The sequence below is a fragment of the Kaistia nematophila genome (assembly GCF_026343855.1).
GTDB classification, from domain to species: domain Bacteria; phylum Pseudomonadota; class Alphaproteobacteria; order Rhizobiales; family Kaistiaceae; genus Kaistia; species Kaistia nematophila.
The window spans coordinates 439,519-463,666 of sequence record NZ_JAPKNK010000004.1; the positions used below are offsets into that span (position 1 = coordinate 439,519).

Genomic DNA, 24,148 nt, shown 5'->3' on the forward strand with positions numbered 1-24,148 from the left:
ACCATGCGTATTCTATCCGCCGCTACCCTCGCTGCCCTGTCGCTGCCCTTCCTTGCCGGCGCGGCGCTGGCAAGCCCCGCATGCACCAAAGAGCCCCGGACGGCCTGGATGAGCCAGGACAAGATGAAGGCGATGATCAAGGATATGGGCTACCAGAAGATCAAGACCTTCAAGATCACCGGCTCCTGCTACGAGATCTACGGCTACGACAAGGACAACAAGAAGGCCGAGGTCTACTTCAACCCGGTCGACGGCTCGATCGTGAAGGCCGAGATCGGTGGCTGAGCCGGGGAAAGCCAGAGTCCCGGCACGAGATCGCGTGGCTGCCCCTGAAGGGGCGGCCACGGTCGCGGTCTGGGACCCGATCGTCCGGCTCTTTCACTGGACGGTCGCCACCGCCTGCATCCTCAACCTTTTCGTCCTGGAACCGGGCCACGCGCTGCACCGGGCGCTCGGCTACACCGTCGCCGCCGCGCTCGCCATCCGCCTCGTCTGGGGCTTCGTCGGCACGCGCCATGCCCGCTTCGCCGACTTCTTCCCGACGCCCAGGCGGCTGGTGCCCTATCTCGGCGCCCTGATGCGGCGGCGCGAGCCGCGCCATATCGGGCACAATCCGGCCGGCGCGGTCATGATGATCCTTCTCATGCTGCTGCTGGCGGGCGTATGCTTGACGGGGTGGATGATGGGGCTCGACACCTTCTGGGGCGAGGACTGGCTGCAGGAACTGCACGGCACGCTGGCCGACGCCATCATGGTGCTGGCTTTCGTCCATGCCGCCGCGGCGATCCTCGAGAGTCTGCGTCATCGCGAAAATCTGGTGCTTGCCATGGTGACGGGCCGCAAGAGAGCATGAGACTTCTGCTTGTCGAGGATAGTGCCCGGCTTCGCGACCTGCTGATCGAGACCATCCATCAGGCGGAATGGCGCGTCGACGCCGTCGCGACGGTCGCCGACGCGCGCGCCGCCATGGACGTCGCGCCCTATGACCTCGTTCTGGTGGATCTCGGCCTGCCGGATGGCGACGGGCTCGAGCTGATCCGTTCGATCCGCGTCGCCGGCTTCGCCGTGCCGGTCCTGATCATCACGGCGCGCGGCGCGGTCGACGAACGCATCGCCGGCCTCGATGCCGGCGCGGACGACTACCTGGTCAAGCCGTTCAACCACTATGAGCTGCTGGCGCGCTGCCGGGCGCTGCTAAGGCGCGCGCCCGCCCACATGGCCGATCTGATCGAGCTCGGCCATATCCGTTTCGACCCGGCCAGCTCGGCGCTTTCCTGCGCCGGCGAGACGATCGCCATGTCGCCGCGAGAGCGCTCGGTGATGGCGGTACTGCTGCGCAATGCCGGCTCGGTGGTTCCCAAGGAGCGGATCGAGGCGAAGCTATCCGAATTCGGCGACGAACTGTCCGCGAACGCCATCGAACTCGCCGTGTCGCGCCTGCGCAAGCGACTCGAGGGCGTCGCCTCCGGCGTCGCCATCGAGACGGTGCGCGGCGCCGGTTACCTGCTGCGCGATCTCAAGAATGGCTGACGCGCGCATGGCGGAGCCCGCGATCGAACGGCCCGGCCTCGTGGCAACCATCGCAGGACGCATCGTCCTCTTCGCCTGCATCGCGATGGCGCTGCAGCTCGTCATTGTCTTCGCCACCTATTATTTCGACGATGTCGAGCTCGGCTCGCTCATCGTCGACCGCGAGACGGCCATCCTCGCCGAGGGCATCCACCGCCGCGACGGCCAGTGGGAATTCAGGCTACCGGATGGCGCCGAGGCGTATGCGCCCGGCAGCGAGACCCGGCTCGCCCGCATCCGCTCGGAGCGGGGTTCGGCGATCTTCTCCAATTGCGGCGACCGCTGCGTGCTGCATCTCCTGCCCGAGGAGGTCGACCCGCCCGACCGCTGGACGAGACTGCTCGGCGCCAGCAAACCGCTGCGGGTGGCCGGCGGAAGGGCGGTCGAGATCGACGGCCAGCGCGTCGTGATCGAGGTCGCCGTGCTCGACGAAAACGAGATCGCCATGTGGCGGGCGCTCGGCCACGAATTCGCCGACCATCTCGCCGTGCCGATGTCGCTGCAGCTCGTGCTGATCCTCGGCGGCTCGCTGGCCTCGGCATGGCTCGCCCTGCAGCCGGTCAAGGCGGCGGCCCGCCAGGCCGGAGCCATCGACCCGCTCGATCCCGACCACAAGATCGACGTCAGCCGCATGCCGCAGGAGGTCGCCGAGCTCGGCGCGGCGGTCAACCGCTCGCTCACCCGCATCGGCGGGCTGATGCGCGACCAGCGCCTGTTCAACACGGCGGTCGCGCACGAGATCCGCACGCCGCTCGCCATGCTGCAGCTGGAGCTCGGGCAGATCGACCATCCGCGCGCGCGGCGGATGGAGCAGGACGTCGAGGCCCTGGCGCGCCTCGTCGGCCAGATCACGGCGCTCGGACGGCTGGAAGCGCTGGAGCGGAAGAGCTTCGCGCCGATCGATCTCGCGGCGCTCGGACGCGGCGTCGTCGCCTCGACCGGACCCTGGGTCTATGACAACGCGCACAGCATCGCCTTCGCCGACGAGGGCGCCGCCGTCATCCGCGGCGATCCCGGCCTGCTCGAGGACGCGTTGGTCAATCTCGTCACCAACGCCGTCACCCACACGCCGCCCGGCACCAGGATCCTGCTGCGGGCCGGCCCGGGTCCGCGCATCGCGGTCATCGACGGCGCCGGCGCCTATCGAGACAGGACGCCGGACGGGCGCAGCGGCGATCGGCTCGGCATGGGCCTGGAAATCGTCAAGCGCATCGCCGCCATGCATGGCGGCCGCCTCGACCTTGCCGTCGACCCGGGCCGCCGCACGGTGGCGACGCTGATCTTTTCCGCCGCGCCCCGGCAACCATCCGGCCCGCCCTCCGCGGCCCCGCCTCCCGCCTGATCGAAGGAACCTGGCCCATGCCCCGCGCCCTCACCCACCGCGAAAACCACCTGGTGCACCGGATCGGCTGGCTGCGCGCGGCCGTGCTCGGCGCCAATGACGGCATTCTCTCGACCTCGAGCCTGATCGTCGGCGTCGCCGCCGCGGCGACCGGACCGAACGAGATCCTGCTTGCCGGCACGGCCGGGCTCGTCGCCGGCGCCATGTCGATGGCGGCGGGCGAATATGTCTCGGTCAGCTCGCAGGCCGACACGGAGAGCGCCGACCTCGACCGCGAGCGCGCGGAACTGGCCGATGACATCGAAGCCGAGCGCCAGGAGCTCGCCGACATCTATGTCCAGCGCGGGGTCGAGCCGGGACTGGCCCGCCAGGTCGCCGAGCAGCTGATGGCCAAGGATGCGCTCGCCGCCCATGCCCGCGACGAGTTCGGCATTTCCGAAATCACCACGGCGCGGCCAGTACAGGCGGCGCTCGCGTCGGCCGCGACCTTCGCCATCGGCGCGCTGATGCCGCTCCTGATGGTGCTGGTCGCGCCGTCATCCTGGCTGGTTCCGGCGGTATCGCTCGCTTCGCTTGCCTTCCTGGCCCTGCTCGGCGCGATCGGCGCCAAGGCAGGTGGCGCCAATGTCGGCAAGGCGATGCTGCGCGTCAGCTTCTGGGGCGCGATCGCCATGGCGGTCACGGCAGCGATCGGCGCCGCCTTCGGCACGGTCGTCTGACCCGCCTTTGCCGCGACGGAAAGCCACCTGCCAGCCATCTGGCCCGACAAGGCCGTTTCGAGTACTCTTTCACCATGCGGCCGAGGCTGCATGACAAAGCGGGATATGGCCGGCACATGACCAGAAAGCGGATTCTGATGATCGGCGGCGCCGTGCTGGCCGTGCCGCTCTTTTTCGGCATCTACCTCTCCTTCCTGCTCATCACCGGCAATTTTCACACGGTGATCGCCGGCGAGCTCTACCGCTCGGCCCAGCCGACGCCGACGGCGCTCGCGAGCTATGTGCAGAACTTCGGCATCAAGACCGTCATCAACCTGCGCGGGGCAAACGAATCCGCCCCCTGGTATCGCGCCGAGATCGACGAATCGCGCAAGCTCGGCGTCGCGCATGAGGACTTCCGCATGTCCTCGCGCACCGAGCTGACGCAGGCCGAGGCCGAAGCGCTCATCCAGCTCTTCAAGACGGCCGAGAAACCGATCCTCGTGCATTGCACCGACGGCAGCGACCGCACCGGCCTCGCTTCAGCGCTCTATGTCGCCGCCGTCGCCAAGCTCGGCGAGGAAGCGGCCGAAGACCAGATTTCGTTCCGCTACGGCCATGTGGCGTTGCCGCTCAGCCCCACCTGGCCGATGGACATGACCTTCGAAGCCCTGGAACCCTGGCTCGGATTTCACGATTCATGACACACCGGATCTTCAGCAACGACGGAATTGGATGGTGGCGGGCGGGCATCGCGCTGGGCCTTGCCCTCGCCTTCGGCCTCCCCGCCGGCGCGGCGCGGGCCGATATCTGGCAGCTGCCGTCGACGCCATCGCCGACGAATCCGAAGAAGCCGGCAAGCGACGGCCTGCGGCCAGCCGCGCCGACCGCCGCCGAGCCGGAAGCGGACGACCCGCATTACGCCCGCATCTGCGACGCCTTCGGCGAAGGCTTCACCTATTCGCCGGGGACGGGAACCTGCATCAAGATCGCCGGTTATGTGAAGTTCGGCACCGCCTTCGGCGGACGGCACTGATCGCCGCGGAAGCGAAGACGAGAGCCTGCCGACTGGGCTAGACTGGCCGCGTCCGCCGGTGAATCGGCGTTTCGGCGCCGGCCAGCGATCTCCGGCCCCCACAGCGATAAACAGGCACGGCATATGGCGTCCGCGAAAATCCCTCCCCAGTCCCCGACCGGCGCGCCTTACGCTCTGACGATCGAACAGGCCATCGACCATGCCGAGCCGGGCCGCGGCCGACTGGCGAATGCGCCGGCCGAAATCCCGGCGCGCGGCTGGAAGGACATCCTGTGGCGGGTCTGGGAAAGCTCGCTCGAGGACCGCGTGCTGACGGTCGCCGGCGGCATGGCGTTCTTCTGCCTGCTCGCCATCTTTCCCGGCCTGAGCGCGCTCGTGACGCTCTATGGCCTGGTCGCCGACAACTCGACCATCAGCAGCCACCTGTCGAGCCTCGCCTTCGTGCTGCCCGCCGGCGCCTTCGAACTGATCTCGGACCAGATCAACCTGGCGGTCCGCGCCTCGAGCGGCGCGCTCAGCTTCAGCTTCGCGCTCTCCTTCCTGTTCTCGATCTGGAGCGCCAATGCCGGCATCAAGGCGACGATCGACGGCCTCAACGTCGCCTATGGCGAGCGCGAGCGGCGCAGCGTCATCGCCCTCAACGTCGAATCGCTGATCTTCACCCTGCTGGCGATCGTCGCCGGCATCGGCGCCATCGCCTTCATCATCGCGGTTCCGATCGCGCTGCGCTTCCTCGAAATCGGCCGCTCCTCCGAGGTCTGGATCAATATCCTGCGCTGGCCGGTCCTCGGCTTCTTCGTCTGGGCGGCGCTCGCCATCCTCTACCGCTTCGGTCCCTGTCGCGAGCAGCCGAAATGGCGCTGGGTCACCTGGGGCAGCACGGTCGCCGCCGCGCTCTGGATCCTGACCTCGATCAGCTTCTCCTGGTACGTCTCCAGCTTCGGCAGCTACGACCGCAATTACGGCGCGCTCGGCGCCATCATCGGCTTCATGACCTGGATCTGGCTGTCCTCGACGGTCCTCCTTCTCGGGGCCGAACTCAATGCCGAGATCGAGCACCAGACGGCGCGCGATTCGACGGTCGGGCGGGCGAAGCCGCTCGGCAAGCGCGGCGCGGCAATGGCCGATTCGATCGGCAAGGCGCAGAACTAGGGCGCGCCGCCCGCGCCGCGGCGGAGGCGAACTCCTCCGTCCGGCGGTTTTTGCCGGCACCGTGCAACCAAGGACGACGTCCGCGCATTGGCAGGCCAGTCCGGGAGCCTCTGGCGCGCCGCGCCTTCCCGGCCGCCTCAAAGCGAGTTGCGCCGATGGCCGATCCCTTCCGCGTCGAGATCCCGACCACCGAAACCGTGCCGCTGGAGACGCCGGATCTGGGCGAGAAGGGCCCGTTCCGCTCCGACCCGAGGCTGGCGATCCAGACCTGCCTGCTGGTGCTGGCGGTGCTGACGGTCTGCTACTTCGCCTCCGACATCATCCTGCCCATCGTGCTGGCCATCGTGCTGAAGCTGCTGTTCCAGCCCGCGATGCGGCTGCTGGAGCAGTTGCGTGTGCCGAGGAGCCTGGCGGCGCTGATGCTGATCCTGACCGTGTTCGGCGTCATCGTCGGCGTCGGCGCGGCGCTTTCCGGTCCGGCGACCGCCTGGGGCGAGAAATTGCCGGACGGCGTGCAGCGGCTGGAGGAGCGGCTCAAATTCCTGAGCCAGCCAATCGGCGCGCTGCAGAAATTCCTGCACCAGTTCGACGGTCCCGCCACCGGCGGCGGCGGCCCGACGCTGGCCGAAACGCTGATGAAGGGCACGCAGCATTTCGCCAGCGGCTTCTTCGAGACGATCCTGATCCTGTTCTTCCTGCTCGTCTCCGGCGACACCTTCCTGCGGCGGATGGTGGAGATCGTGCCGAGCTTCGGCGACAAGCGCCGCGTCGTCGACCTGTCGCAGCAGATCGAGGAAAACGTCTCCGCCTATCTGGTGACGATCACGCTGATGAACGGGGCGGTCGGCGTCGCCACCGGGCTCGCCATGTGGGCCTGCGGCCTCGGTGATCCCGTGCTCTGGGGCGCGGTGGCCTTTTTCCTCAACTACGTGCCGATCATGGGGCCACTGGTCGGCGTCGGCCTGTTCCTGCTCGCCGGACTGCTGACCATCGATCCGCTTTGGCAGGCGCTGCTGCCGGCCGGGCTCTATCTCGCGATTCACATCGTCGAGGGCGAGGCGATAACGCCGATGCTGCTGGCGCGCCGCTTCACGCTGAACCCGGTGCTGGTGATCATCTCGCTGATCTTCTGGTTCTGGATGTGGGGCGTGCCGGGCGCGGTCCTCGCCGTGCCGATGCTCGCCATCGCCAAGATCATCTGCGACGGCGTGCGGCCGCTCAACACCGTCGGGCATTTCCTCGAGGGCTAGAGCGCTTTCGAGCGAAGCGAATACCGGGTCGCGTGAGGAAACCGCGACAGGAAAACGATCTACCATCCGGGCAAAGAAAAACCGGCGCCGAGAGGCGCCGGTTTGGAACGGTCACGGCAGGCTGAGAGGCCGGACTACTTGCACTGTGCGTTGATCGTGCCGGCGACGGCCACGGCGCTGCCGAGGCCCGGGCTCGAAAGCACCATGCGCACCGACGAACCCTCGACCAGCGTCGCATAGCCCGACGGCATGCCGACCTCGCCCTTGGTGCCGTTCGAGCGGGTATATTCCAGCACGACGGAAGCCTTGGCCGGGACGCCCGCCACCGAGACGCGCCAGACGCGATCCTGGCTGCCCTCGGCGATCGTCTTGGCGCCGGCGCCCTTGAGCTCCCAGCGCGACTGCTTGCAGGAAGCATCTCGAACCTTGGCGGAAGCCTCGGCCGGGGCGGCGGCCTTCGACTTGGCGAAGCTCTCGCCGGCGGAGAAGGCCGCGACGACCGAAACGGCGGCCAGAGCCAGCGGAAGTGCGAAGCGGTTCATGCTGTGTCCTCGTCGAAATGATGGGGCATAGCTACCAAGCCGAAAGCGCGGGCGGCAAGCCCGCGCGGCGGCGCGACGGCGATTTATGCCAGGTGTGGCAGGCGGATCGCGTGGCAGGCGGATCGCGCGGCCGTCGCCTCAGCGCGGCGGCGGCGGCATTTCCTGGTAGCCGCCATAATTCGACGCGGCCTCGTAGGGCGCCTGCGCCGGCGTGGGCTTGGCCGGGGCGACGGAGGCCGTCGGGGTCTGGTCGACGAACTCGACGTCGACGCCGACCTTGACCAGCTTCACCAGTTCCTGCGCGTCCCAGTTGGTGAGGCGCAGGCAGCCATGGCTGTTGGTCTTGTCGATCTTGCTCGGCTCGGGCGAGCCGTGGATGCCATAGGTCGGCTTGTCGAGGCCGATCCAGACGGTGCCGACCGGATTGTTGGGACCGGAGGCAAGCTTCAGCGGCTTGTCGTTGTTGCCTTGCTGGAAATTGACCTTCGGCCGGTACCAGTATTCCGGGTTCTCGGCCACCGCCTTGACCGCGTGGATGCCCGACGGCGACGGCAGGTCGGCGCTGCCGATCGTCGCTGGGTAGGCGACGACGACATCCCAGTTCTCGTTGTAGCCGAGCAATTGCCGCGTGCTGGCATCGGCGACCAGATGCGCCACCTTGGCCCTGGCGTTGGAACCGACATCGGTGACGGTGATGATCGTGCCGGCCTGGCTGAAATCGGCATCCGGATTGAGGTTGCGCAGGAAATTCTCGTCCATGTGGAACTTCTCGGCCAGCAGCTCGGCCGGGTCGCGATAGGCAAGCTTCGGCAGCGCGGCCATCTCGGCATAGTCCTTCGGCATCACCGGCACGAACGGCCCGGCGACGTCCTTGTCGCTGATCGTGTAGTCCATCAGCACCGGCCGCTCCGACGCCGCCTGCAGGATGTCCCAGATATCGGGGCCGAGGCGGCCGCTGGCCGGCAGGCTGTGCATGCTCTGCAGCGCCGAAATCGCCTTGTTCAGATTGCCGCCCGAGCGGCCGTCGATCGCGCCCGGCGAGACATGCACGCGGTCGAGCAGGACCTGCAGCTTGACCACCTGCGGATCGGGCTTGTCGCTCTTCGCCAGATTGCCGGAAAGCGGCGCCTCGTTGGCGAGCGCGATGAACTCGGCCGAAAGCGGCGCGGTCGGCTTGCGGCGGACGGCAACCGGCGCGGCGGCCGGCGCCGCGGGCTCGACATAGCGCTGCGGCTCGGCCGGCGCGTAGCGCGGCTCGGCAGAGGCGGGTTCGGCATAGGCCGGTTCGGAATAGTACCGCTCCGGCTGCGGCGCCTCCGGGTAGGGCTCACGCCATTCTTCCGCGCGAAGCGCGACGGCGCCGAACATCAGAAAGGAGGGAACAAGCGCCACTCGGACACAGGCGACGAACAAGGCGGGCTCTCCATGCCGGGAACGCGGCAAATTGCACGGTCATCGACAGCAATTTGCGCAAGTAGGGTTAAAAATTCTTAACCGGGACGCGGCAATCCTTGCGCATCCTTCCCTCCGTACCGCCGGTTCGCCGCCATGATGGACTATACGAGAAGACAAAGGGCGCTCGCCTATCTGCTTGCCGGTGTCGCCGGCTATGTCGACGCGATGGGTTTCCGCCATCTCGGCGGCGTGTTCGTGTCGTTCATGAGCGGCAACACGACCCGGCTCGGCGTCGACATCGGCTCGGGCGACTGGATGAAGGCGGCGCAGATCGCCTGCATCATCGTGCTGTTCGTCATCGGCGCCGCGCTCGGCTCGCTGGTCGGCCTCGACGGCAAGCGCGAGCGGCGCGCCGCGATACTCTGGACGGAGGCCGCGCTGCTGGCGGTCGCCGCCGTCTCCGACAATTTCCCCTTCGCCATCATCGGCAGCATCGCCATGGCGCTCGCCATGGGGGTCGAGAACGCCGTGTTCCAGCGCAATGGCAGCCCCGGCATCGGCCTGACCTATGTCACCGGCGCATTGGTCAAGGTAGGCCAGCGGCTGGCAATGGCGCTGCAGGGCGGCGATCGATGGGGCTGGGTGTCGAGCCTCTGGCTCTGGGGCTCGCTGTGCTTCGGCGCGGTGCTCGGCGCCTTCACCTATGGCCAGATCGGCCTGACCGGCCTCTGGGCAGCGTGCGTGGTGGTGGCGTCGCTGGCCGTCGTCGCGCGCTAGGGTCCGGGCTCCATCGGCAACGCGGCATGATTCGGCCCCATTTCCACGTCAAAGCGCCCTTGGATGCGGCTGACGCAGCGCCCGCCTGGCCCGGCGCGCGCCTTACGGCAACGTAAGGTCGCAGTTTCCGATAGCGTCAAAGCTATTTGTGCACTGCAACATTGCATTTGCCGTCCATGTTGCTCTGCATTCAGTGCAATGCTGGCATGAGTTTTTTCGCACTGCTCATTCCCGGCCGGTCCGACTAAATTCCAATCATCAAGACGGCGACAGAGCAATCCGGCGCCAAGATGACGAAGATGAAGCGGCTGGCAGGAAAGGAACAGATGATGGCAATGAACCTCATGAACTCCTACAAGACCTGGCTCAAGTATCGCGAGACCCGCAGCGAACTGTCGCGCCTCGACAGCCGCGAGCTCGCTGATCTGGGCATCAGCCGCCACGACATCAAGGCGATCGCCAAGCAGGCCGCCGGTTACTGAGAATTTCACGGTTCGTCTGGGAACAAACCTCCTCCCTTGTTCCCTGCGATTAGGTGCCCACAAACCTCCTCCCTTGTGTGGCACCGTCAACTAGAGCGCCCGTCGACCTCCTCCCCGACGGGCGCTTTTTTATGCGCGCTTTTCCGGCCATCGCCGCCGCCGCGCCCCTCCCCCACGATCTCTTCCGCCGCCCCTTGAAACGGATCCGGCCGCACGCCCATGTTCCAGTCCCGCACCCGCGCGCGACGGAACCCTCCCGCGCGCCAACCATCCGAGATCACCATGGCGCTATCGATCTATGAGGTTTCGATCCCGGTCTTCCTCCGGGCCTTCGGCAATCTGGAAGCCATCCTCGACAAGGCTGCGGCGCAGAGCGCGGCGGACGGCGCCGATCCGCAAAAGCTGGTCGAGGCGAGGCTCGCGCCCGACATGCTGCCGCTCGCCGGACAGATCCAGCGCGCCAGCGACACCGCCAAGGGCGCCGGCGCCCGCCTTTCCGGCGTCGACAATCCGAGCTTCGCCGACACGGAGACGACGATCGCCGAGCTCAGGGCCCGCATCGGCCGCACCGTCGATTTCCTGAAGTCGATACCGCCCGAGGCCTTCGACGGCGGCGAGGCGCGGACGATCTCGATGAGAAACGGCGCGGTGCAGCTCGACGGCAAGGCGTATCTGCTCGGCCATGCGCTGCCGAACTTCTTCTTCCACGTGACGACAGCCTACGACATCCTGCGCCACAAAGGCATCGCCATCGGCAAGGCCGACTATCTCGGCAAGCTGTAGCCGCGGCGCGAAAGCCGGCACACGGTCATGCGGGATCGGTCAACGGACATTGTTGATCGAGTTCTTGACCGTGTCGTGCCGGCTCTTGTCCGTCCGGTTCTGCGTCGGCTTGCCGTCTGGTTCGCCGAGCGGCGGCGTGCAGCGATCAATCTTGCCGCATGCCGCCCCGGCGGGCGAACCCGCCGGCCGGTCCTTTTCGGCAAGAGCCCCGGTGACGACGAGGCTAGAGAACGCCACGAAGGCGAAGGCCATTGCGATTCTGCGGGGCATGGCACCCTCCTGACAGAAACCGCCATACTAGCAGACATTCCGTAACAGGAGGATGACCGCCGTCACAGCCGGCCGCTCAGCCTCCGGTCAGCGTGCGGCGGACGGCGTCGCGCCAGCCGGCGAGCTTCGCCTCGCGGAGGTCGGCCGCCATGTGCGGCAGGAACTGTTGGTTGAGCCGCCAGCTCGCCGCGAAGCCTTCTTCGGCCGGCCATACGCCGACCTGCCGGCCGGCAAGCCAGGCGGCGCCCAGCGCCGTCGTCTCCAGAACCACCGGCCGATCGACCGGCGCGTCAAGGATGTCGGCGAGACGCTGCATGGTCCAGTCGCTCGCCACCATGCCGCCGTCGACGCGCAGCACGGTCTCCCCGGCGCGGGTCCAGTCGCGCCGCATGGCGTCGAGCAGGTCTCGCGTCTGGTAGCAGACGGATTCGAGCGCCGCGCGCACGAACTCGTTCGGTCCGGTATTGCGCGTCAGGCCGAACAGCGCGCCGCGCGCTTCGGCGTCCCACCACGGCGCGCCGAGGCCGGTAAAGGCCGGCACGAGATAAACGTTCTGGTGCGGGTCCGCCTCGGCCGCCATCGGGCCGGCCTGATCGGCGCGCTCCAGCATGCGCAGTCCGTCGCGCAGCCATTGCACCGCCGCGCCGGCGACGAAGATCGAGCCTTCCAGCGCATAGGTCGTCTTGCCGTCGAGCCGGTAGGCGATGGTGGTGAGCAGCCGGTTCTTCGACTGGACCAGGTCCGCGCCGGTGTTGAGCAAAGCGAAGCAGCCTGTGCCATAGGTCGATTTCAGCATGCCGGGCCGGAAGCAGGCCTGGCCGAGCGTCGCGGCGTGCTGGTCGCCGGCGATGCCGGCAATGCGAACGGCGGCCCCGACCACCGCCGGGTCGGTGACGCCGAAATCGGCGGCCGAATCGCGCACCTCCGGCAGGATCGCGCGCGGCACGCCGAACAGCGCCAAAAGCTCGTCGTCCCATTCGCCGCTGCGGATATCGAACAGCAGCGTCCGCGACGCGTTGGTGGCGTCGGTCGCGTGCACGCGGCCGCCGGTGAGCCGCCAGAGCAGGAAGGTGTCGACCGTGCCGAAGGCGAGTTCGCCCCGTTCGGCGCGGGCGCGGGCGCCGGGCACCTGGTCGAGGATCCAGCCGATCTTGCTGCCGGAGAAATAGGGATCGAGCAGCAGGCCGGTCTTCGCGGTGAGCGCCGGCTCGATCCCGTCCGCCTTCATCGCGGCGCAGCGCTCCGCGGTCCGACGATCCTGCCAGACAATGGCGTTATGGATCGGCCGACCGCTGGCGCGATCCCAGAGGATCGTCGTCTCGCGCTGGTTGGTGATGCCGATGGCGGCGATGTCGGACAGCGCGAGGCCGGCATTGGCGAGCGCGAAGCGCATCGTCTCCTGCACCGTGCGCCAGATGTCCTCCGGATCGTGCTCGACCCAGCCGGAGCGCGGGAAATGCTGTGGAAACTCCTGCTGGCCTGTACCGCGCACATGGTAGGTCTCGTCGAAGACGATGGCGCGGGTCGACGTCGTGCCCTGGTCGATCGCCAGGATGAATTGGCTCATGCGGTCCTCCCGAACCCCTGCTTCGCGTCCGGAGCCGGCCGGAGCCGTCGCGCCGCGGGCCCCCGCGCTTGCCGCGCGGCGGGCCGGCGGTCCGCGCCGCTCCCTTAGGGCCGTTCCGGAATCCACTTCCCGCGGATGCTAGCCTGTCGCCAGCGCGAGCGCGAGACGGGCGGCCGGCGCCGCAGCCGGGACGGTTGGCCGCATCGACTTGACTTGATGTTGTTCGGCAACAGTTTGCTCGGGAAACCGCATTCGCCGCGCGACACCGGATGGAATGATGCGCGATAATCTCACGCCAGGGCGTATGCTCTGCTGCGCCGAAGCCGGATCGTCGAGGCAATGACCGAAAGACCTGATGACTCCATGCCGGACGCCGGAGACGGCGTGACGGATGAAATCGCGGAACTGATTCAGCAATTCAGGGCCTTCGTCGCCGCGTTGTGGAACTCTTCCGGGCGGCCCACCTTCGTGCTTCTCTCCGTCGGCATCGTCACCGTCATCATCGCCACCGCCGGCATGCAGGTGGTGCTGAACCGCTGGAACAGCCCGTTCTACAACGCGATCGAGACGCGCAACTTCTCGTCCTTCCTCTACTATCTGATGGTGTTCTTCGGCATCGCCGGCGTGCTGCTCGTGCTAAACGTCGCGCAGACCTGGCTGGCGCAGATGATCACACTGCAGTCCCGCCAATGGCTGACGCGTGACCTCATCGCCCAGTGGATGGCGCCGCGCCGTCTGGTGCTGCTCGGCGACGCCGGTGACATCGGCATCAACCCGGACCAGCGCGTGCACGAGGATGCCCGCCACCTGGCCGAGCTCTCCGCCGGCCTCGGCATCGGCCTGTTCCAGTCGACGCTTCTCCTGATCAGCTTCGTCGGCGTGCTCTGGGTGCTGTCGAGTGGCGTGGTGCTGCATGTCGGCGACTACAGCTTCTCCATTCCCGGCTACATGGTCTGGTGCGCGCTGATCTTCGCCCTGACCGGTTCCTGGGTGAGCTGGCGCGTCGGCCGGCCGCTGATCGGCATCGGCGTCGAGCGCTATGCCCGCGAGGCGGATCTCCGTTTCGCCATGGTGCAGGTCAACGAGAACGCCAACGGCATCGTCCTCAACGCCGGCGAGGCGGACGAGAAGCGGCGCCTCGACGACGAGCTCGGTCGCGTCATCGAGGTGATGCGCCGTTTCGTCAATTCGCTCGCCCGGCTGACATGGGTTACGGCTGGCTATGGCTGGATCGGCCTGGTCGCGCCGATCGTCATCGCGGCGCCCGCCTATTTTGGCGGCACGCTCTCCTTCGGCGAACTGATGATGGTGGTCGGCGCCTTCAACCAGGTGCAGAACAGCCTGCGCTGGTTCGTCGACAATTTCAGCTCGATCGCCGACTGGCGCGCGACGCTCGCCCGCGTGATGACCTTCCGCCAGGCGCTGGTGACGCTCGAGCAGCCGCGCTCCAGCGGCGAGCGCATCGAATATGACCTCGAGCCGCTCGGCAATCTCGAGCTCGACCATGTCGCGGTCGACTGGACGGGACAGCGCGCCGTGCTCGACGAAACCTCGGTCGAGATCGCGCCCGGCGACCGCGTGCTGATCATCGACCGCACCGGCGCCGCCCATGGCGCGCTGTTCTCGGCCCTGGCCGGCCTGTGGCCCTGGGGATCCGGCAAGATCAGCCGGCCGCCGCGTGCCAGTGTCATGTTCATGCCCGAGCGCCCCTATGTTCCCGACGGCTCGCTGCGCGCCGCCCTCACCTATCCGTCCGATCCCGCCGGATTCCGCGACGAGGTGCTGACAGAGGCGATGCAGCGCGTCGGACTCGGCCGCCTTGCCGGATCGCTCGACCGCAAGGCGCGCTGGGGCAAGGAAATCTCCTATGACGACGAGGAGCGGCTGACCTTTGCCCGTCTCCTCCTGCTGAAGCCGCGCTGGGTGTTCACCGAGCAGACCATCGACGGGCTCGACGAGAACCAGCGCGGGATCTTCACCTCGATCATCAACCAGGATCTCGCCGGTTCCGCCGTGGTGACCGTTTCAGATCGCGCCACGACCAGCGATTTCTACACGCGGACGATCAATCTGGTGGACACCGCTCCACCAGCGCCCGCTCCCCACTCCGTCACTGCCCTCGTCCCAACCCGAGCGATCCCGGATGAACAAGCCAAGCAAGCCGAGCCGTCGAGCCCCCGCCCCGTCGACTAGGCCGCCGGAGGAGGCTGCCGCCACGACCGCCCGGCTCGACGACGACGCGCTGCTCGAACGGGTCCAACGCCAGAGCTTCCGCTATTTCTGGGATTTCGCCCATCCGGTAAGCGGCCTGGCCCGCGACCGCACCCATGGCAATGACGAGGTGATCACGCTCGGCGGTTCCGGCTTCGGCGTCATGGCGATCGTCGTCGCCGTCGAGCGCGGCTGGATCTCGCGCGGCGAAGCGGTCGATCGGCTGCACCGGATGATCGGCTTCCTGGAGCAGGCGGAGAGCTTCCACGGCGCCTATCCGCACTTCATGAACGGCACGACCGGCAAGGTGGTGCGCTATGCCCGCAAGGACGATGGCGCCGACCTGGTCGAGACGGCGTTCTGGATCCAGGGTCTGGTCGCCGCGCAGGTCTATTTCGACCGCGACGACGGCAAGGAGCCCTGGCTGCGCGCCCGCATCGGCGACATGCGCCGCGCCGTCGAATGGAGCTGGTTCACCCGCGATGGCCGCGACGGGCTCTACTGGCACTGGAGCCCGAACCATGGCTGGGCGATGAACCACGAAATTCTCGGCTGGAACGAGTGCCTGATCCTGTTCGTGCTCGCCGCAGGCGCCGAGCAATATTCGATCCCGCCCCTCGCCTATCACAACGGCTTCGCCCAGAGCCGCACCTTCATCAACCGCCGGCCGCAATATGGCGTCGAACTGCCGCTCGGCCCGGATGGCGGCGGGCCGCTCTTCTTCGCGCATTATTCGTTTCTCGGCCTCGACCCGCGCGGGCTCAGCGACCGCTATGCCGATTACTGGGCGCAGAACATCGCCCACACGCGGCTGAACCAGGCCTATTGCGTCGCAAATCCCGGCGGCTTCAAGGGCTACGGCCCGGACTGCTGGGGACTGACGGCCTGCGACAACCCCACCGGCTATTCGGCGCATTCGCCCGACAACGACCGCGGCGTCATTGCGCCGACGGCGGCGATCTCCAGCCTGCCCTATGCGCCGGAACTCGTTCTGCCGGCGCTTCGCCACTTCCATGACGACATGGGCGACCGGCTCTGGGGCGAATACGGCTTCTTCGACGCCTTCAGCGAGAGCGCCGGCTGGGTGGCGAAGACCCATCTCGCCATCGACCAGGGTCCGCAGATCATCATGATCGAGAATTACCGGACCGGCCTGATCTGGAACCTTTTCATGCGCGACGCCGAAGTCCGCCGCGGCCTGCAGCGGCTCGATTTCCAGAGCCCGCATTTTTCCGGTACGCCGGTGGGGTAGCTCCCTGAGAGAACGGGCGACTCAGCAGAAAACCGACATTTGCGCACTGTCCGCGAGCCACCCTCGCCGTCATCCCTGCGAAAGCAGGGATCCACCCGCCGGTGGCGCCGCGCTCCGCCAGCAGGCGGAATGGCAGATGAGTTTGCTCGCTCCGACGCGTACGAGCCTGGCCGCAGCATGGATTCCTGCTTTCGCAGGAATGACGGGAGCCGTGCTTCAAGCGAAGAGTAGTCGGCCCCCAAACCCTCAGACCAGCAGCGGCTGCGCCATCAGGTCCTGGTGGCCGAAGACGCGGCGGTAGCGGGCGATCTCCTCGGCCGGCCCGGTCGCCTTGTTGGCGTTGTCGGAAAGCTTGACCGCGGGACGACCGTTCGCAGACACCACCTTGCAGACCAGCGAGATCGCCTGCAGGCGGTCGTCCTTGCCGTCCGGGGCGCAATGGCGGAAGTCGTTGGTGACGTTGGTGCCCCAGCCGATCGAGAGATTGACCCGGCCGCGAAAATGGCGCGCCGCCTCCTCGATCGTGTCGATGTCCATGCCGTCCGACAGCACCAGCAGCTTCTCGCGCGGGTCGCAGCCATGCAGCTGCCACCAGGCGATCGCCTCCTCGGCGCCCTCGATCGGCGGCTTCGAATCCGGGCGCAGGCCCTTCCAGTTCAGCACCCAGTCGGGAGCGTTGCGCAGGAACTGAGTGGTGCCATAGGTATCCGGCAGCATGACCAGCAGATTGCCGTCATACATTTCCTGCCAGTCGCGCAGCACCTGGTAGGGCGCGTCGCGCAGCGCCTCGTCGTTTTCGGCGAGCGCCGCATAGACCATCGGTAGCTCATGCGCATTGGTGCCGACCGCCTCGAGGCCGGCGGCCATCGCCATCTTGACGTTGGAGGTGCCGACGAAATTGTCGCCGAGACCCTCCTGCAGCGCCTCGACGCACCATTTCTGCCAGAGATAGCCATGGCGGCGGCGGGTGCCGAAATCGGAGATCTTCAGCGGGCCTTCCTGGGCGAGCACGCGCAGGCGCTCGATCTTGCCCCAGAGCTTGGCCTTCGCCTTGGCATAGAGCACATCGAGTTCGAACCGGCTCATGCCCTTCATGGCGGCGCGGGCACGCAGCTCGCTGACGATGGCGAGCGCCGGCACTTCCCACAACGTCGTCTCGGCCCAGAGGCCTTCGAAGAGAAGCTCGTACTGACCGTCCTCAGTGCGGCGCAGGTCGTATTCCGGCAACTGGAAGTCCTCGAGCCAGTCGAGGAAATCCGGCTTGAAGATCTGCTTCACGCCATAGAACGTGTTTCCGGCGAGCCAGATCAGCTCGTTCTTCTGGAAGCGCAGCGTCCGCGCGTGATCGAGCTGGTCGCGCAGTTCCTGCTCGTCGATGACCTCGCCCAGCCGCACGGACTTGGTGCGGTTGATCAGGCCGAAGGTCGCCCGCACGTCCGGCGATTTCGCCCGGATCAGCTGCAACATCAGGAACTTGTAAAAGTCCGTATCGAGCAGCGTCCGCACGATCGGGTCGATGCGGAAGCCGTGATTGTACACGCGGGTAGCGATGTCGAGCGACATGGATATGTCCGTAACGGAAGGCGACGCCCGGTCTCGGCCCGGTGCGGGCGGATGATGACGGGGCGTGCGAGAGGCGAGCGAGATCCTTGCGACGTGGCCCGCCAGTGAAGCAGCCCCGGCGTCCTCCCGCAAGTCGGGCGAGAGAGGAAGCCTACGGCGGAGATGAGATTACGTCACTTCCCCCCTGTTTTGCCGTCGATTTTCATTCAGAATTCGTCATGTCGACCGGTGACGGCGCCGCAAATCGCTTCGATGCCCGGCCGGAAGACCGGTTCGCACCGGCGAAACTCAGCGGCAGTATGGAATTTCTCTGATCTTTCCGCCATATATGCCCCGACAACCTCGGCTTCCGGCACCGCTCCGGAAGCGTGATGATCGGAACGTCATGAACGCCCCCTTCGCCAAGATGAACGGCATCGGCAACCGGATCACCGTGCTCGACATGCGCGGCGCCGAAACGCGCCTCGATGCAAGCCAGGCGCGCGCCATCGCCGCCGACCCGCGCACGGAATTCGACCAGCTAATGGTGATCGAGCCGCCGAAGAGCGCCGGCACCGACGCCTTCATGACGATCTTCAACACCGACGGTTCGCTCTCCGGCGCCTGCGGCAACGGCACGCGCTGCGTCGCGCTCGTCCTGAACCGCGAAAGCGGCCGCGAGGCGATCAAGCTCGAAACCTCGGCCGGGCTGCTCGACGTGCGCGCCCGGAACGCCGACGCGATCACCGTCGACATGGGCGAGCCGCGGTTCGGTTGGGCCGAAATCCCGCTTGCCGTGCCGTTCGAGGACACGCGCGCCATCGATCTGAGCTTCGGCCCCGTCGACGCGCCGATCCTGTCGCGCCCGTCGGCCGCCAATATCGGCAATCCGCATGTCATCTACTGGGTCGAGGACGTCGAGGCGATCGACCTCGGCCGCATCGGCCCGATCCTCGAGCGCGACCCGATGTTTCCCGAACGCGCCAACATATCGATCGCCGAGGTGACGTCTGACCATTCGATCACGCTGCGCGTCTGGGAACGCGGCGCCGGACTGACGCTGGCCTGCGGCTCGGCCGCCTGCGCCACCGCCGTCTCCGCCGCCCGCCTCGGCAAGACCGGCCGCATCGTCGACGTCCGCCTGCCGGGCGGCGTCCTCAACATCGAATGGCGCGCCGACAACCACATCCTGATGACCGGCGCGGCCGAGTTCGAGCATGAGGGCGTGATTGCGCTCGGCCAGGGAAATCTCGGCGACGAAATCCGCATCGACGTCGCGCCGGACACGGTCGCCCGCCGCGCATGACGATCGAGACCATCACCTTCGGCTGCCGCCTCAACACGCTCGAAACCGAGGTGATGCGGAACCGGGCGGCGGAAGCCGGCCTTGCCGACGCGGTGATCATCAATACCTGCGCGGTCACGGCGGAAGCCGTCCGGCAGGCGCGGCAAACGATCCGCCGGACCCGCCGCGAGCGGCCCGACGTCAAGATCGTCGTCTCCGGCTGCGCCGCGCAGACGGAATCCGCCACCTTCGCCGCCATGGAAGAGGTCGATCTCGTTCTCGGCAATGCGGAAAAGCTGACCAGCGCCGCCTATCGGCCACTCGGGCTCCAGATCACCGATCATGAGCGCGTCCAGGTCGCCGACATCATGGCCGTGCGCGAGACGGCCGGCCATCTCGTCGCCGGCATGGACGGACACACGCGCGGCTTCGTGCAGGTGCAGAACGGCTGCGACCACCGCTGCACCTTCTGCATCATCCCCTATGGCCGGGGTCCGTCGCGCTCGGTGCCGATGGGCGCCGTGGTCGAGCAGATCCGCCGGCTGGTCGAGACCGGCCATGCCGAGATCGTGCTGACGGGCGTCGACATGACCGCCTATGGCAGCGACCTGCCGGGCCGGCCGACCCTCGGCACGCTGGTCGCGACGATCCTAAAGCTCGTTCCCGAACTGCCGCGCCTGCGGCTCTCCTCGATCGACACGATCGAGGTCGACGACGCCCTGATGCGGGCGATCGGCGAGGACGAGCGGCTGATGCCGCATTTCCACCTGTCGCTGCAGCACGGCGACGACCTGATCCTGAAGCGGATGAAGCGCCGCCACGGCCGCGCCGACGCCATCCGCTTCGCCGAGGCGGTGCGGCGGCTGCGTCCAGACGTCGTCCTCGGTGCCGACATCATCGCCGGCTTCCCGACGGAGAGCGAGGCGATGTTCGAGAACTCGCTGGCGCTCGTCGACGATTGCGGGCTGACGCATCTGCATGTCTTCCCGTTCTCGCCCCGCCCCGGCACGCCGGCGGCGCGGATGCCGCAGCTCGATCCGCAGACCATCAAGGCCCGCGCGGCGCGCCTGCGCGAAAAGGGCCAGGCGACGCTCGCTGCCCATCTCGACGGCGAAATCGGCGCCACGCGCCACGTGCTGATGGAGAAGGGCGGCGTCGGCCGCACCGAGCATTTCACCCCGGTCTCCATGCCGGGCATCGCCGCCGGGACGCTCGTCCCGGCCCATATCGTTGGACGGACGGCATCGGGCCTCCTCGCCACCCCACTCGCAGAGGCCGCCTGATGGCTGAAGAAAAGAAGGGCCTGTTCCGTCGCTTTTTCGGCGGCGGTGCGCCGAAGCCGGCCGAGCCCGAGCCCGAACTCGCCCCGACGCCGGAACCCGTGGCGGAGGCGCCCGTCGCCACACCCGAGCCGGTCGCCGTCGAGCCCGCCCCCGTCGCTGCTTCGCCGGCGATCGAGGCGGAAGCGACCGTCGAGGTGATCGAAGAAGAAGCAGCGCCGGCGCCGGCCGAACCCGAAGCGCCCGTCGCCATCGAACCGGCCCCGCCGGTCGTCGAGGCCGAGCCAATTCCGGCCCCGGCGCCCGTCGAAGCGCCGCGCCCGACCGGCTTCTTCGCCGCTCCGGCGGCGCCGGCGCCTGCCCCCGAACCGGCGCCGAAGCAGAACTGGTTCCAGCGGCTGAAGGCCGGCCTGTCGCGCTCGTCGAACGCGATTTCCGACGGCATCGTCTCGGTCTTCACCAAGCGCAAGCTCGACGCCGACACGCTCGAGGATTTCGAGGATGTGCTGATCCAGGCCGATCTCGGCCTGACCACCGCCGCCGCCATTACCGAGGCGCTGAAGAAGGGCCGCTTCGGCAAGGAGATCGAGGGCGACGAGGTCCGCGCCGTGCTGGCCGAGGAAGTCTCGAAAGTGCTCGCGCCGGTGGCGAAGCCGCTGGTGATCGATCCGGCGCGCAAGCCGCATGTCGTCCTCGTCGTCGGCGTCAACGGCACCGGCAAGACGACGACGATCGGCAAGCTCGCCTCGAAGCTGCGCGCCGACGGCCGCTCGGTCATGCTCGCCGCCGGCGACACCTTCCGCGCCGCCGCGGTGGAGCAGTTGAAGATCTGGGGCCAGCGCACCGGCGCCGCCGTCGTCGCCCGCTCGATCGGCGCCGACGCCGCCGGCCTTGCCTTCGACGCGCTGAAGGAGGCGCAGGCGAACGGCACCGACGTGCTCATGATCGACACCGCCGGCCGCCTGCAGAACCGCACCGAACTGATGGCGGAGCTGGAGAAGGTCATCCGCGTGATCAAGAAGCAGGACCCGACCGCGCCGCACAGCGTTCTCCTGACGCTCGACGCCACCACCGGCCAGAACGCGCTGCAGCAGGTCGAGATCTTCGGCCGCGTCGCCGGCGTCACCGGCCTGGTGATGACCAAGCTCGACGGCACGGCACGCGGCGGCATCCTCGTCGCCATCGCCGCGAAATACGGCCTGCCGATCCACTTCATCGGCGTCGGCGAGGGCATCAACGACCTCGAACCCTTCGCCGCCGACGACTTCGCCCGCGCCATCGCCGGTATCGCAGCGTAAGCCGCGCCATAGATCAGCCGCGATGATCGCCCTATGTCAAAGCGCGAACAGCATCGAAAGCCGAACATGACCCTGGAAATCGAACGCGCGCCCAACGATCCCGCCCGCAAGGAGCTGAACCCGCTCCTGAAGCTGGCGCTCGAACTGGGACCGCTCGGCGTGTTCTTCTTCGCCAATGCGCGCGCCGACATCTATTGGGCGACCGGCCTGTTCATGGCAGCGACGCTCGCGGCGCTCGCCGTTTCCTACGCGCTGACGCGCAAGCTGCCGATCATGCCGCTGGTCACCGGCGTCGTCGTCGTCGTCTTCGGCGGACTGACGCTCTGGTTGCACGACGACACCTTCATCAAGCTGAAGCCGACCATCGTCAACACGCTGTTCGGCCTGGTCCTGCTCGGCGGCCTCGCCTTCGGCCGATCGCTGCTCGGCTATGTCTTCGACAGCGTCTTCCGCCTGACCGACGAGGGCTGGCGCAAGCTGACCTTCCGCTGGGGCCTGTTCTTCCTGGCCTTAGCGGTGCTGAACGTGGTGGTCTGGAAGGGTGCAGACGCCTATCTCGCCGATCCGAAGGCGGCAACCGATCTCTGGGTGAACTTCAAGGTGTTCGGCATCATGCCGCTGACCTTCCTGTTCACCCTGTTCCAGCTGCCGCTGATCACCCGCACGACGATTCCGGACGAAAAAACCGAAACGCAGCCGACGCGCTGAGGAGTGAAGGTCTGCACCTCTCCCATGGGGAGAGGTCGACGGCCGAAGGCCGGCGGGTGAGGGGCTGAAGCCTCACCGGACGGTTCCCCCCTCACCCGGCCCTTCGAGCCGACCTCTCCCCATGGGAGAGGTAAAGGTGGAGCTGCCAGCGCCCCTGTGCCGCATATCCCAATGGTCGATCAGGACGCGGCCAGCGCCTTCTCGATCTCCGGCATCAGCACCTTTTCGAGGCTCTCGTCGCTGAGCGGGCCGACGAACTTGAAGCGGATCTTGCCGTCGCGCCCGACCAGGAACGTCTCCGGCACGCCATAGACGCCCCAGTCGATCGAGCTCCGCCCCTTCTCGTCGACGCCGACAGCCGCGTAGGGATTGCCCATCTGGCCAAGGAAGCCGAGCGCGTTGGCCGGCTTGTCCTTATAGTTGATGCCGACCAGATTTATGCGCTTGTCGGTCGCGAGCTTCTCCAGGATCGGATGCTCCTCGCGGCAAGGCACGCACCACGACGCCCAGACATTGACCAGCGTCACCTTGCCGGCGAAATCCGCCGCGTCGATGCCGGGCCGGTCGAGGCCCTCGAGCGGCGGCAGCACGGTCGCCGGCGCCGGCCGGCCGATCAGCGCCGAGGGAATCAGGGATGGGTCGCCACCCTGCTCCAGCCGGATGATGAAAATCACGGCGAGCGCCGCGAAGGCGGCGATCGGCGCCCAGATGGCGAGCCGCCGGCCGAGCGACCGCGCCTCCTGCGAAGATCCTGCCTCGGTCATGATGCGGCGTCGGCGGCTTTGGCCGCCCCCTTGCGGGCAGAGCGGCGGCGGATGCCACGGGCCTCGAGATCGCGCATCGTCCGGCGCAGCGAGATGCCGTCGAGAAGGATCCAGCCGAACAGGGCGAGGACGATGGCGGCGCTGACGCCATAGGCGGCCAGGATGAAGCCAGCATGCGGCCCGAAGGTTTCGATCATGCCTGGGCTCCGGCCGGGGTGGCGGCCGCGACGAGGCGGAGCGCGCGGATCCGCCGGCGCAGGATCTCGTTGCGCATCGCCATGACGCTGAGCGCCAGGAACAGCAGCGTGGCGCCGACGGCCGAGATGAGGAGCGGATAGAGCATGCTGGCGTCGATCGTCGAACCGCCCATGCGGAAGACGCTGGCCGGCTGGTGCAACGTGTTCCACCAGTCGACGGAAAACTTGATGATCGGCAGATTGATCGAGCCGACCAGGATCAGCACGGCGCCGACGCGGCCGCCCTTGATCGGGTCCTCGATGGCGTTCCAGAGCGCGATCAGGCCGAGATACATCAGGAACAGGATCAGCACCGAGGTCATGCGGGCATCCCATTCCCACCAGGTGCCCCACATCGGCTTGCCCCATAGCGAGCCGGTCAGGAGCGCCATCAGCGTGAAGGCGGCGCCGACCGGCGCGGTCGCCTTGGCGGCGACGTCGGCGAGCGGATGGCGCCAGATCAGCGTGCCGAGCGCCGAGACCGCCATCATGCCGTAGCCGAACATGGCGAGCCAGGCGGCCGGAACATGGATGAACATGATCTTGACCGTCTCGCCCTGCTGGTAGTCGGCGGGCGCGACGAAGAGGCCGAGATAGAGGCCGGTGCCGAGCACCAGCAGCGCCGCGCCCCAGAGCCAGGGCAGCAGGCGGTCGGTCAACGACATGAAGCGCGTCGGATTGGCGAGATCGAGAAGGGCCATGCCGATGT

27 protein-coding genes are annotated in these 24,148 nt (G+C 67.6%); 18 read left to right on the plus strand and 9 right to left on the minus strand.

Annotated features, from left to right (window positions below; translation table 11 throughout):
• The first annotated feature begins 3 nt into the window (after positions 1 to 3).
• The 9 genes from OSH07_RS12830 to OSH07_RS12870 all read left to right on the plus strand — a co-directional run bounded on the left by OSH07_RS12830 (position 4) and on the right by OSH07_RS12870 (position 7,047).
• A complete protein-coding gene (locus OSH07_RS12830) occupies positions 4 to 285 on the plus strand; it encodes a PepSY domain-containing protein (RefSeq protein ID WP_266339044.1) in 282 nt (93 codons plus the stop codon).
• Between the two features lie 34 nt (positions 286 to 319).
• Entirely contained in the window at positions 320 to 853 is a 534-nt protein-coding gene (locus tag OSH07_RS12835; RefSeq protein WP_266339045.1) for a cytochrome b/b6 domain-containing protein, read from the plus strand.
• Positions 850 to 1,530: a response regulator gene (locus OSH07_RS12840; RefSeq protein ID WP_266339046.1), complete on the plus strand. Its 681-nt coding sequence runs from the start codon at positions 850 to 852 to the stop codon at positions 1,528 to 1,530. Before OSH07_RS12835 ends, OSH07_RS12840 begins: the two co-directional genes overlap by 4 nt.
• Positions 1,523 to 2,911 carry a sensor histidine kinase gene (locus OSH07_RS12845; protein ID WP_266339047.1) on the plus strand — a complete coding sequence of 463 codons (1,389 nt, stop codon included), beginning with the start codon at positions 1,523 to 1,525 and terminating at the stop codon, positions 2,909 to 2,911. The genes OSH07_RS12840 and OSH07_RS12845 overlap by 8 nt, the downstream gene beginning before the upstream one ends.
• Before the next feature lie 17 nt (positions 2,912 to 2,928).
• The gene (locus OSH07_RS12850) at positions 2,929 to 3,630 is read left to right on the plus strand and encodes a VIT1/CCC1 transporter family protein (RefSeq protein ID WP_266339048.1); all 702 of its coding nucleotides are present in this window, start codon (positions 2,929 to 2,931) and stop codon (positions 3,628 to 3,630) included.
• 116 nt (positions 3,631 to 3,746) lie between these two features.
• On the plus strand, positions 3,747 to 4,313 hold the full coding sequence (locus OSH07_RS12855) for a dual specificity protein phosphatase family protein (protein ID WP_266339049.1): 567 nt from the start codon (positions 3,747 to 3,749) through the stop codon (positions 4,311 to 4,313).
• On the plus strand, positions 4,310 to 4,645 hold the full coding sequence (locus OSH07_RS24520) for a porin (protein WP_420909623.1): 336 nt from the start codon (positions 4,310 to 4,312) through the stop codon (positions 4,643 to 4,645). The genes OSH07_RS12855 and OSH07_RS24520 overlap by 4 nt, the downstream gene beginning before the upstream one ends.
• Positions 4,646 to 4,768: 123 nt before the next feature.
• Complete coding sequence (locus OSH07_RS12865) at positions 4,769 to 5,797, plus strand: YihY/virulence factor BrkB family protein (RefSeq protein WP_266339050.1); 1,029 nt, start codon at positions 4,769 to 4,771, stop codon at positions 5,795 to 5,797.
• Between the two features lie 155 nt (positions 5,798 to 5,952).
• Positions 5,953 to 7,047: an AI-2E family transporter gene (locus tag OSH07_RS12870; protein ID WP_266339051.1), complete on the plus strand. Its 1,095-nt coding sequence runs from the start codon at positions 5,953 to 5,955 to the stop codon at positions 7,045 to 7,047.
• 134 nt (positions 7,048 to 7,181) lie between these two features.
• Here the strand turns inward: OSH07_RS12870 and OSH07_RS12875 are convergent, their stop codons facing one another.
• Together OSH07_RS12875 and OSH07_RS12880 are read right to left on the minus strand one after the other, a co-directional pair.
• Positions 7,182 to 7,589: a hypothetical protein gene (locus OSH07_RS12875; RefSeq protein WP_266339052.1), complete on the minus strand. Its 408-nt coding sequence runs from the start codon at positions 7,587 to 7,589 to the stop codon at positions 7,182 to 7,184.
• 138 nt (positions 7,590 to 7,727) lie between these two features.
• Positions 7,728 to 9,002, minus strand: coding sequence for a L,D-transpeptidase (locus OSH07_RS12880; RefSeq protein WP_266339053.1), 1,275 nt, complete (start codon positions 9,000 to 9,002; stop codon positions 7,728 to 7,730).
• 135 nt (positions 9,003 to 9,137) lie between these two features.
• On the opposite strand from OSH07_RS12880, the gene OSH07_RS12885 reads away from it, so the two are divergent.
• Positions 9,138 to 9,761 (plus strand): YoaK family protein, encoded by a 624-nt coding sequence (locus OSH07_RS12885; protein ID WP_266339054.1) that lies wholly within the window; start codon positions 9,138 to 9,140, stop codon positions 9,759 to 9,761.
• A gap of 326 nt (positions 9,762 to 10,087) precedes the next feature.
• The gene (locus OSH07_RS12890) at positions 10,088 to 10,243 is read left to right on the plus strand and encodes a DUF1127 domain-containing protein (RefSeq protein WP_420909624.1); all 156 of its coding nucleotides are present in this window, start codon (positions 10,088 to 10,090) and stop codon (positions 10,241 to 10,243) included.
• A gap of 86 nt (positions 10,244 to 10,329) precedes the next feature.
• On the opposite strand, the gene OSH07_RS12895 is transcribed toward OSH07_RS12890, so the two are convergent.
• Positions 10,330 to 10,527 (minus strand): hypothetical protein, encoded by a 198-nt coding sequence (locus tag OSH07_RS12895; protein WP_266339055.1) that lies wholly within the window; start codon positions 10,525 to 10,527, stop codon positions 10,330 to 10,332.
• Between OSH07_RS12895 and OSH07_RS12900 the strand changes: the two genes are divergently transcribed.
• Complete coding sequence (locus OSH07_RS12900; protein ID WP_266339056.1) at positions 10,526 to 11,026, plus strand: DUF1993 domain-containing protein; 501 nt, start codon at positions 10,526 to 10,528, stop codon at positions 11,024 to 11,026. The two genes, OSH07_RS12895 and OSH07_RS12900, sit on opposite strands and share 2 nt — an antisense overlap.
• A gap of 39 nt (positions 11,027 to 11,065) precedes the next feature.
• Here the strand turns inward: OSH07_RS12900 and OSH07_RS12905 are convergent, their stop codons facing one another.
• Both OSH07_RS12905 and glpK read right to left on the minus strand, forming a co-directional pair.
• Positions 11,066 to 11,296, minus strand: a complete 231-nt coding sequence (locus tag OSH07_RS12905; protein ID WP_266339057.1) for a hypothetical protein — start codon at positions 11,294 to 11,296, stop codon at positions 11,066 to 11,068.
• 76 nt (positions 11,297 to 11,372) lie between these two features.
• Positions 11,373 to 12,863, minus strand: a complete 1,491-nt coding sequence (glpK, locus tag OSH07_RS12910) for a glycerol kinase GlpK (RefSeq protein WP_266339058.1) — start codon at positions 12,861 to 12,863, stop codon at positions 11,373 to 11,375.
• 384 nt (positions 12,864 to 13,247) lie between these two features.
• Between glpK and OSH07_RS12915 the strand changes: the two genes are divergently transcribed.
• On the plus strand, positions 13,248 to 15,056 hold the full coding sequence (locus OSH07_RS12915) for an ABC transporter ATP-binding protein/permease (protein WP_266339059.1): 1,809 nt from the start codon (positions 13,248 to 13,250) through the stop codon (positions 15,054 to 15,056).
• Positions 15,007 to 16,326, plus strand: coding sequence for a glucoamylase family protein (locus OSH07_RS12920; protein WP_266339060.1), 1,320 nt, complete (start codon positions 15,007 to 15,009; stop codon positions 16,324 to 16,326). Before OSH07_RS12915 ends, OSH07_RS12920 begins: the two co-directional genes overlap by 50 nt.
• Positions 16,327 to 16,572: 246 nt before the next feature.
• Here OSH07_RS12920 and pncB read toward each other — a convergent pair whose 3' ends face one another.
• Positions 16,573 to 17,889, minus strand: a complete 1,317-nt coding sequence (gene pncB, locus OSH07_RS12925) for a nicotinate phosphoribosyltransferase (RefSeq protein WP_266339061.1) — start codon at positions 17,887 to 17,889, stop codon at positions 16,573 to 16,575.
• 385 nt (positions 17,890 to 18,274) lie between these two features.
• On the opposite strand from pncB, the gene dapF reads away from it, so the two are divergent.
• The 4 genes from dapF to OSH07_RS12945 all read left to right on the plus strand — a co-directional run bounded on the left by dapF (position 18,275) and on the right by OSH07_RS12945 (position 22,439).
• Positions 18,275 to 19,174 carry a diaminopimelate epimerase gene (gene dapF / locus OSH07_RS12930; RefSeq protein WP_266339062.1) on the plus strand — a complete coding sequence of 300 codons (900 nt, stop codon included), beginning with the start codon at positions 18,275 to 18,277 and terminating at the stop codon, positions 19,172 to 19,174.
• Positions 19,171 to 20,436, plus strand: a complete 1,266-nt coding sequence (mtaB, locus tag OSH07_RS12935) for a tRNA (N(6)-L-threonylcarbamoyladenosine(37)-C(2))-methylthiotransferase MtaB (protein ID WP_266339063.1) — start codon at positions 19,171 to 19,173, stop codon at positions 20,434 to 20,436. Before dapF ends, mtaB begins: the two co-directional genes overlap by 4 nt.
• Entirely contained in the window at positions 20,436 to 21,731 is a 1,296-nt protein-coding gene (gene ftsY / locus OSH07_RS12940; protein ID WP_266339064.1) for a signal recognition particle-docking protein FtsY, read from the plus strand. The genes mtaB and ftsY overlap by 1 nt, the downstream gene beginning before the upstream one ends.
• Positions 21,732 to 21,797: 66 nt before the next feature.
• Entirely contained in the window at positions 21,798 to 22,439 is a 642-nt protein-coding gene (locus OSH07_RS12945) for a septation protein A (protein ID WP_266339065.1), read from the plus strand.
• A 179-nt stretch (positions 22,440 to 22,618) separates the two neighbouring features.
• On the opposite strand, the gene OSH07_RS12950 is transcribed toward OSH07_RS12945, so the two are convergent.
• From OSH07_RS12950 to OSH07_RS12960, 3 genes are read right to left on the minus strand one after another with little or no spacing between them, the layout of a single operon-like run.
• Positions 22,619 to 23,203 carry a DsbE family thiol:disulfide interchange protein gene (locus OSH07_RS12950; RefSeq protein ID WP_266339066.1) on the minus strand — a complete coding sequence of 195 codons (585 nt, stop codon included), beginning with the start codon at positions 23,201 to 23,203 and terminating at the stop codon, positions 22,619 to 22,621.
• Positions 23,200 to 23,400, minus strand: coding sequence for a heme exporter protein CcmD (gene ccmD, locus OSH07_RS12955; RefSeq protein WP_266339067.1), 201 nt, complete (start codon positions 23,398 to 23,400; stop codon positions 23,200 to 23,202). The genes OSH07_RS12950 and ccmD overlap by 4 nt, the downstream gene beginning before the upstream one ends.
• Positions 23,397 to 24,140, minus strand: a complete 744-nt coding sequence (locus OSH07_RS12960) for a heme ABC transporter permease (RefSeq protein WP_266339068.1) — start codon at positions 24,138 to 24,140, stop codon at positions 23,397 to 23,399. Before OSH07_RS12960 ends, ccmD begins: the two co-directional genes overlap by 4 nt.
• Positions 24,141 to 24,148: the final 8 nt, after the last annotated feature.

Bases quoted from the DNA above. Each gene is read 5' to 3' on its own strand.
- OSH07_RS12855 (WP_266339049.1), top strand. From the start codon at position 3,747: ATGACCAGAAAGCGGATTCTGATGATCGGCGGCGCCGTGCTGGCCGTG.
- OSH07_RS12865 (WP_266339050.1), top strand. From the start codon at position 4,769: ATGGCGTCCGCGAAAATCCCTCCCCAGTCCCCGACCGGCGCGCCTTAC.
- pncB (WP_266339061.1), bottom strand. From the start codon at position 17,889: ATGTCGCTCGACATCGCTACCCGCGTGTACAATCACGGCTTCCGCATC.
- OSH07_RS12875 (WP_266339052.1), bottom strand. From the start codon at position 7,589: ATGAACCGCTTCGCACTTCCGCTGGCTCTGGCCGCCGTTTCGGTCGTC.
- OSH07_RS12905 (WP_266339057.1), bottom strand. From the start codon at position 11,296: ATGCCCCGCAGAATCGCAATGGCCTTCGCCTTCGTGGCGTTCTCTAGC.
- OSH07_RS12895 (WP_266339055.1), bottom strand. From the start codon at position 10,527: ATGGTGATCTCGGATGGTTGGCGCGCGGGAGGGTTCCGTCGCGCGCGG.
- OSH07_RS24520 (WP_420909623.1), top strand. From the start codon at position 4,310: ATGACACACCGGATCTTCAGCAACGACGGAATTGGATGGTGGCGGGCG.
- OSH07_RS12850 (WP_266339048.1), top strand. From the start codon at position 2,929: ATGCCCCGCGCCCTCACCCACCGCGAAAACCACCTGGTGCACCGGATC.
- OSH07_RS12845 (WP_266339047.1), top strand. From the start codon at position 1,523: ATGGCTGACGCGCGCATGGCGGAGCCCGCGATCGAACGGCCCGGCCTC.
- dapF (WP_266339062.1), top strand. From the start codon at position 18,275: ATGAACGCCCCCTTCGCCAAGATGAACGGCATCGGCAACCGGATCACC.
- OSH07_RS12840 (WP_266339046.1), top strand. From the start codon at position 850: ATGAGACTTCTGCTTGTCGAGGATAGTGCCCGGCTTCGCGACCTGCTG.
- OSH07_RS12900 (WP_266339056.1), top strand. From the start codon at position 10,526: ATGGCGCTATCGATCTATGAGGTTTCGATCCCGGTCTTCCTCCGGGCC.
- OSH07_RS12870 (WP_266339051.1), top strand. From the start codon at position 5,953: ATGGCCGATCCCTTCCGCGTCGAGATCCCGACCACCGAAACCGTGCCG.
- OSH07_RS12945 (WP_266339065.1), top strand. From the start codon at position 21,798: ATGACCCTGGAAATCGAACGCGCGCCCAACGATCCCGCCCGCAAGGAG.
- OSH07_RS12960 (WP_266339068.1), bottom strand. From the start codon at position 24,140: ATGGCCCTTCTCGATCTCGCCAATCCGACGCGCTTCATGTCGTTGACC.
- glpK (WP_266339058.1), bottom strand. From the start codon at position 12,863: ATGAGCCAATTCATCCTGGCGATCGACCAGGGCACGACGTCGACCCGC.
- ccmD (WP_266339067.1), bottom strand. From the start codon at position 23,400: ATGATCGAAACCTTCGGGCCGCATGCTGGCTTCATCCTGGCCGCCTAT.
- OSH07_RS12890 (WP_420909624.1), top strand. From the start codon at position 10,088: ATGATGGCAATGAACCTCATGAACTCCTACAAGACCTGGCTCAAGTAT.
- ftsY (WP_266339064.1), top strand. From the start codon at position 20,436: ATGGCTGAAGAAAAGAAGGGCCTGTTCCGTCGCTTTTTCGGCGGCGGT.
- OSH07_RS12830 (WP_266339044.1), top strand. From the start codon at position 4: ATGCGTATTCTATCCGCCGCTACCCTCGCTGCCCTGTCGCTGCCCTTC.
- mtaB (WP_266339063.1), top strand. From the start codon at position 19,171: ATGACGATCGAGACCATCACCTTCGGCTGCCGCCTCAACACGCTCGAA.
- OSH07_RS12950 (WP_266339066.1), bottom strand. From the start codon at position 23,203: ATGACCGAGGCAGGATCTTCGCAGGAGGCGCGGTCGCTCGGCCGGCGG.
- OSH07_RS12885 (WP_266339054.1), top strand. From the start codon at position 9,138: ATGATGGACTATACGAGAAGACAAAGGGCGCTCGCCTATCTGCTTGCC.
- OSH07_RS12920 (WP_266339060.1), top strand. From the start codon at position 15,007: ATGAACAAGCCAAGCAAGCCGAGCCGTCGAGCCCCCGCCCCGTCGACT.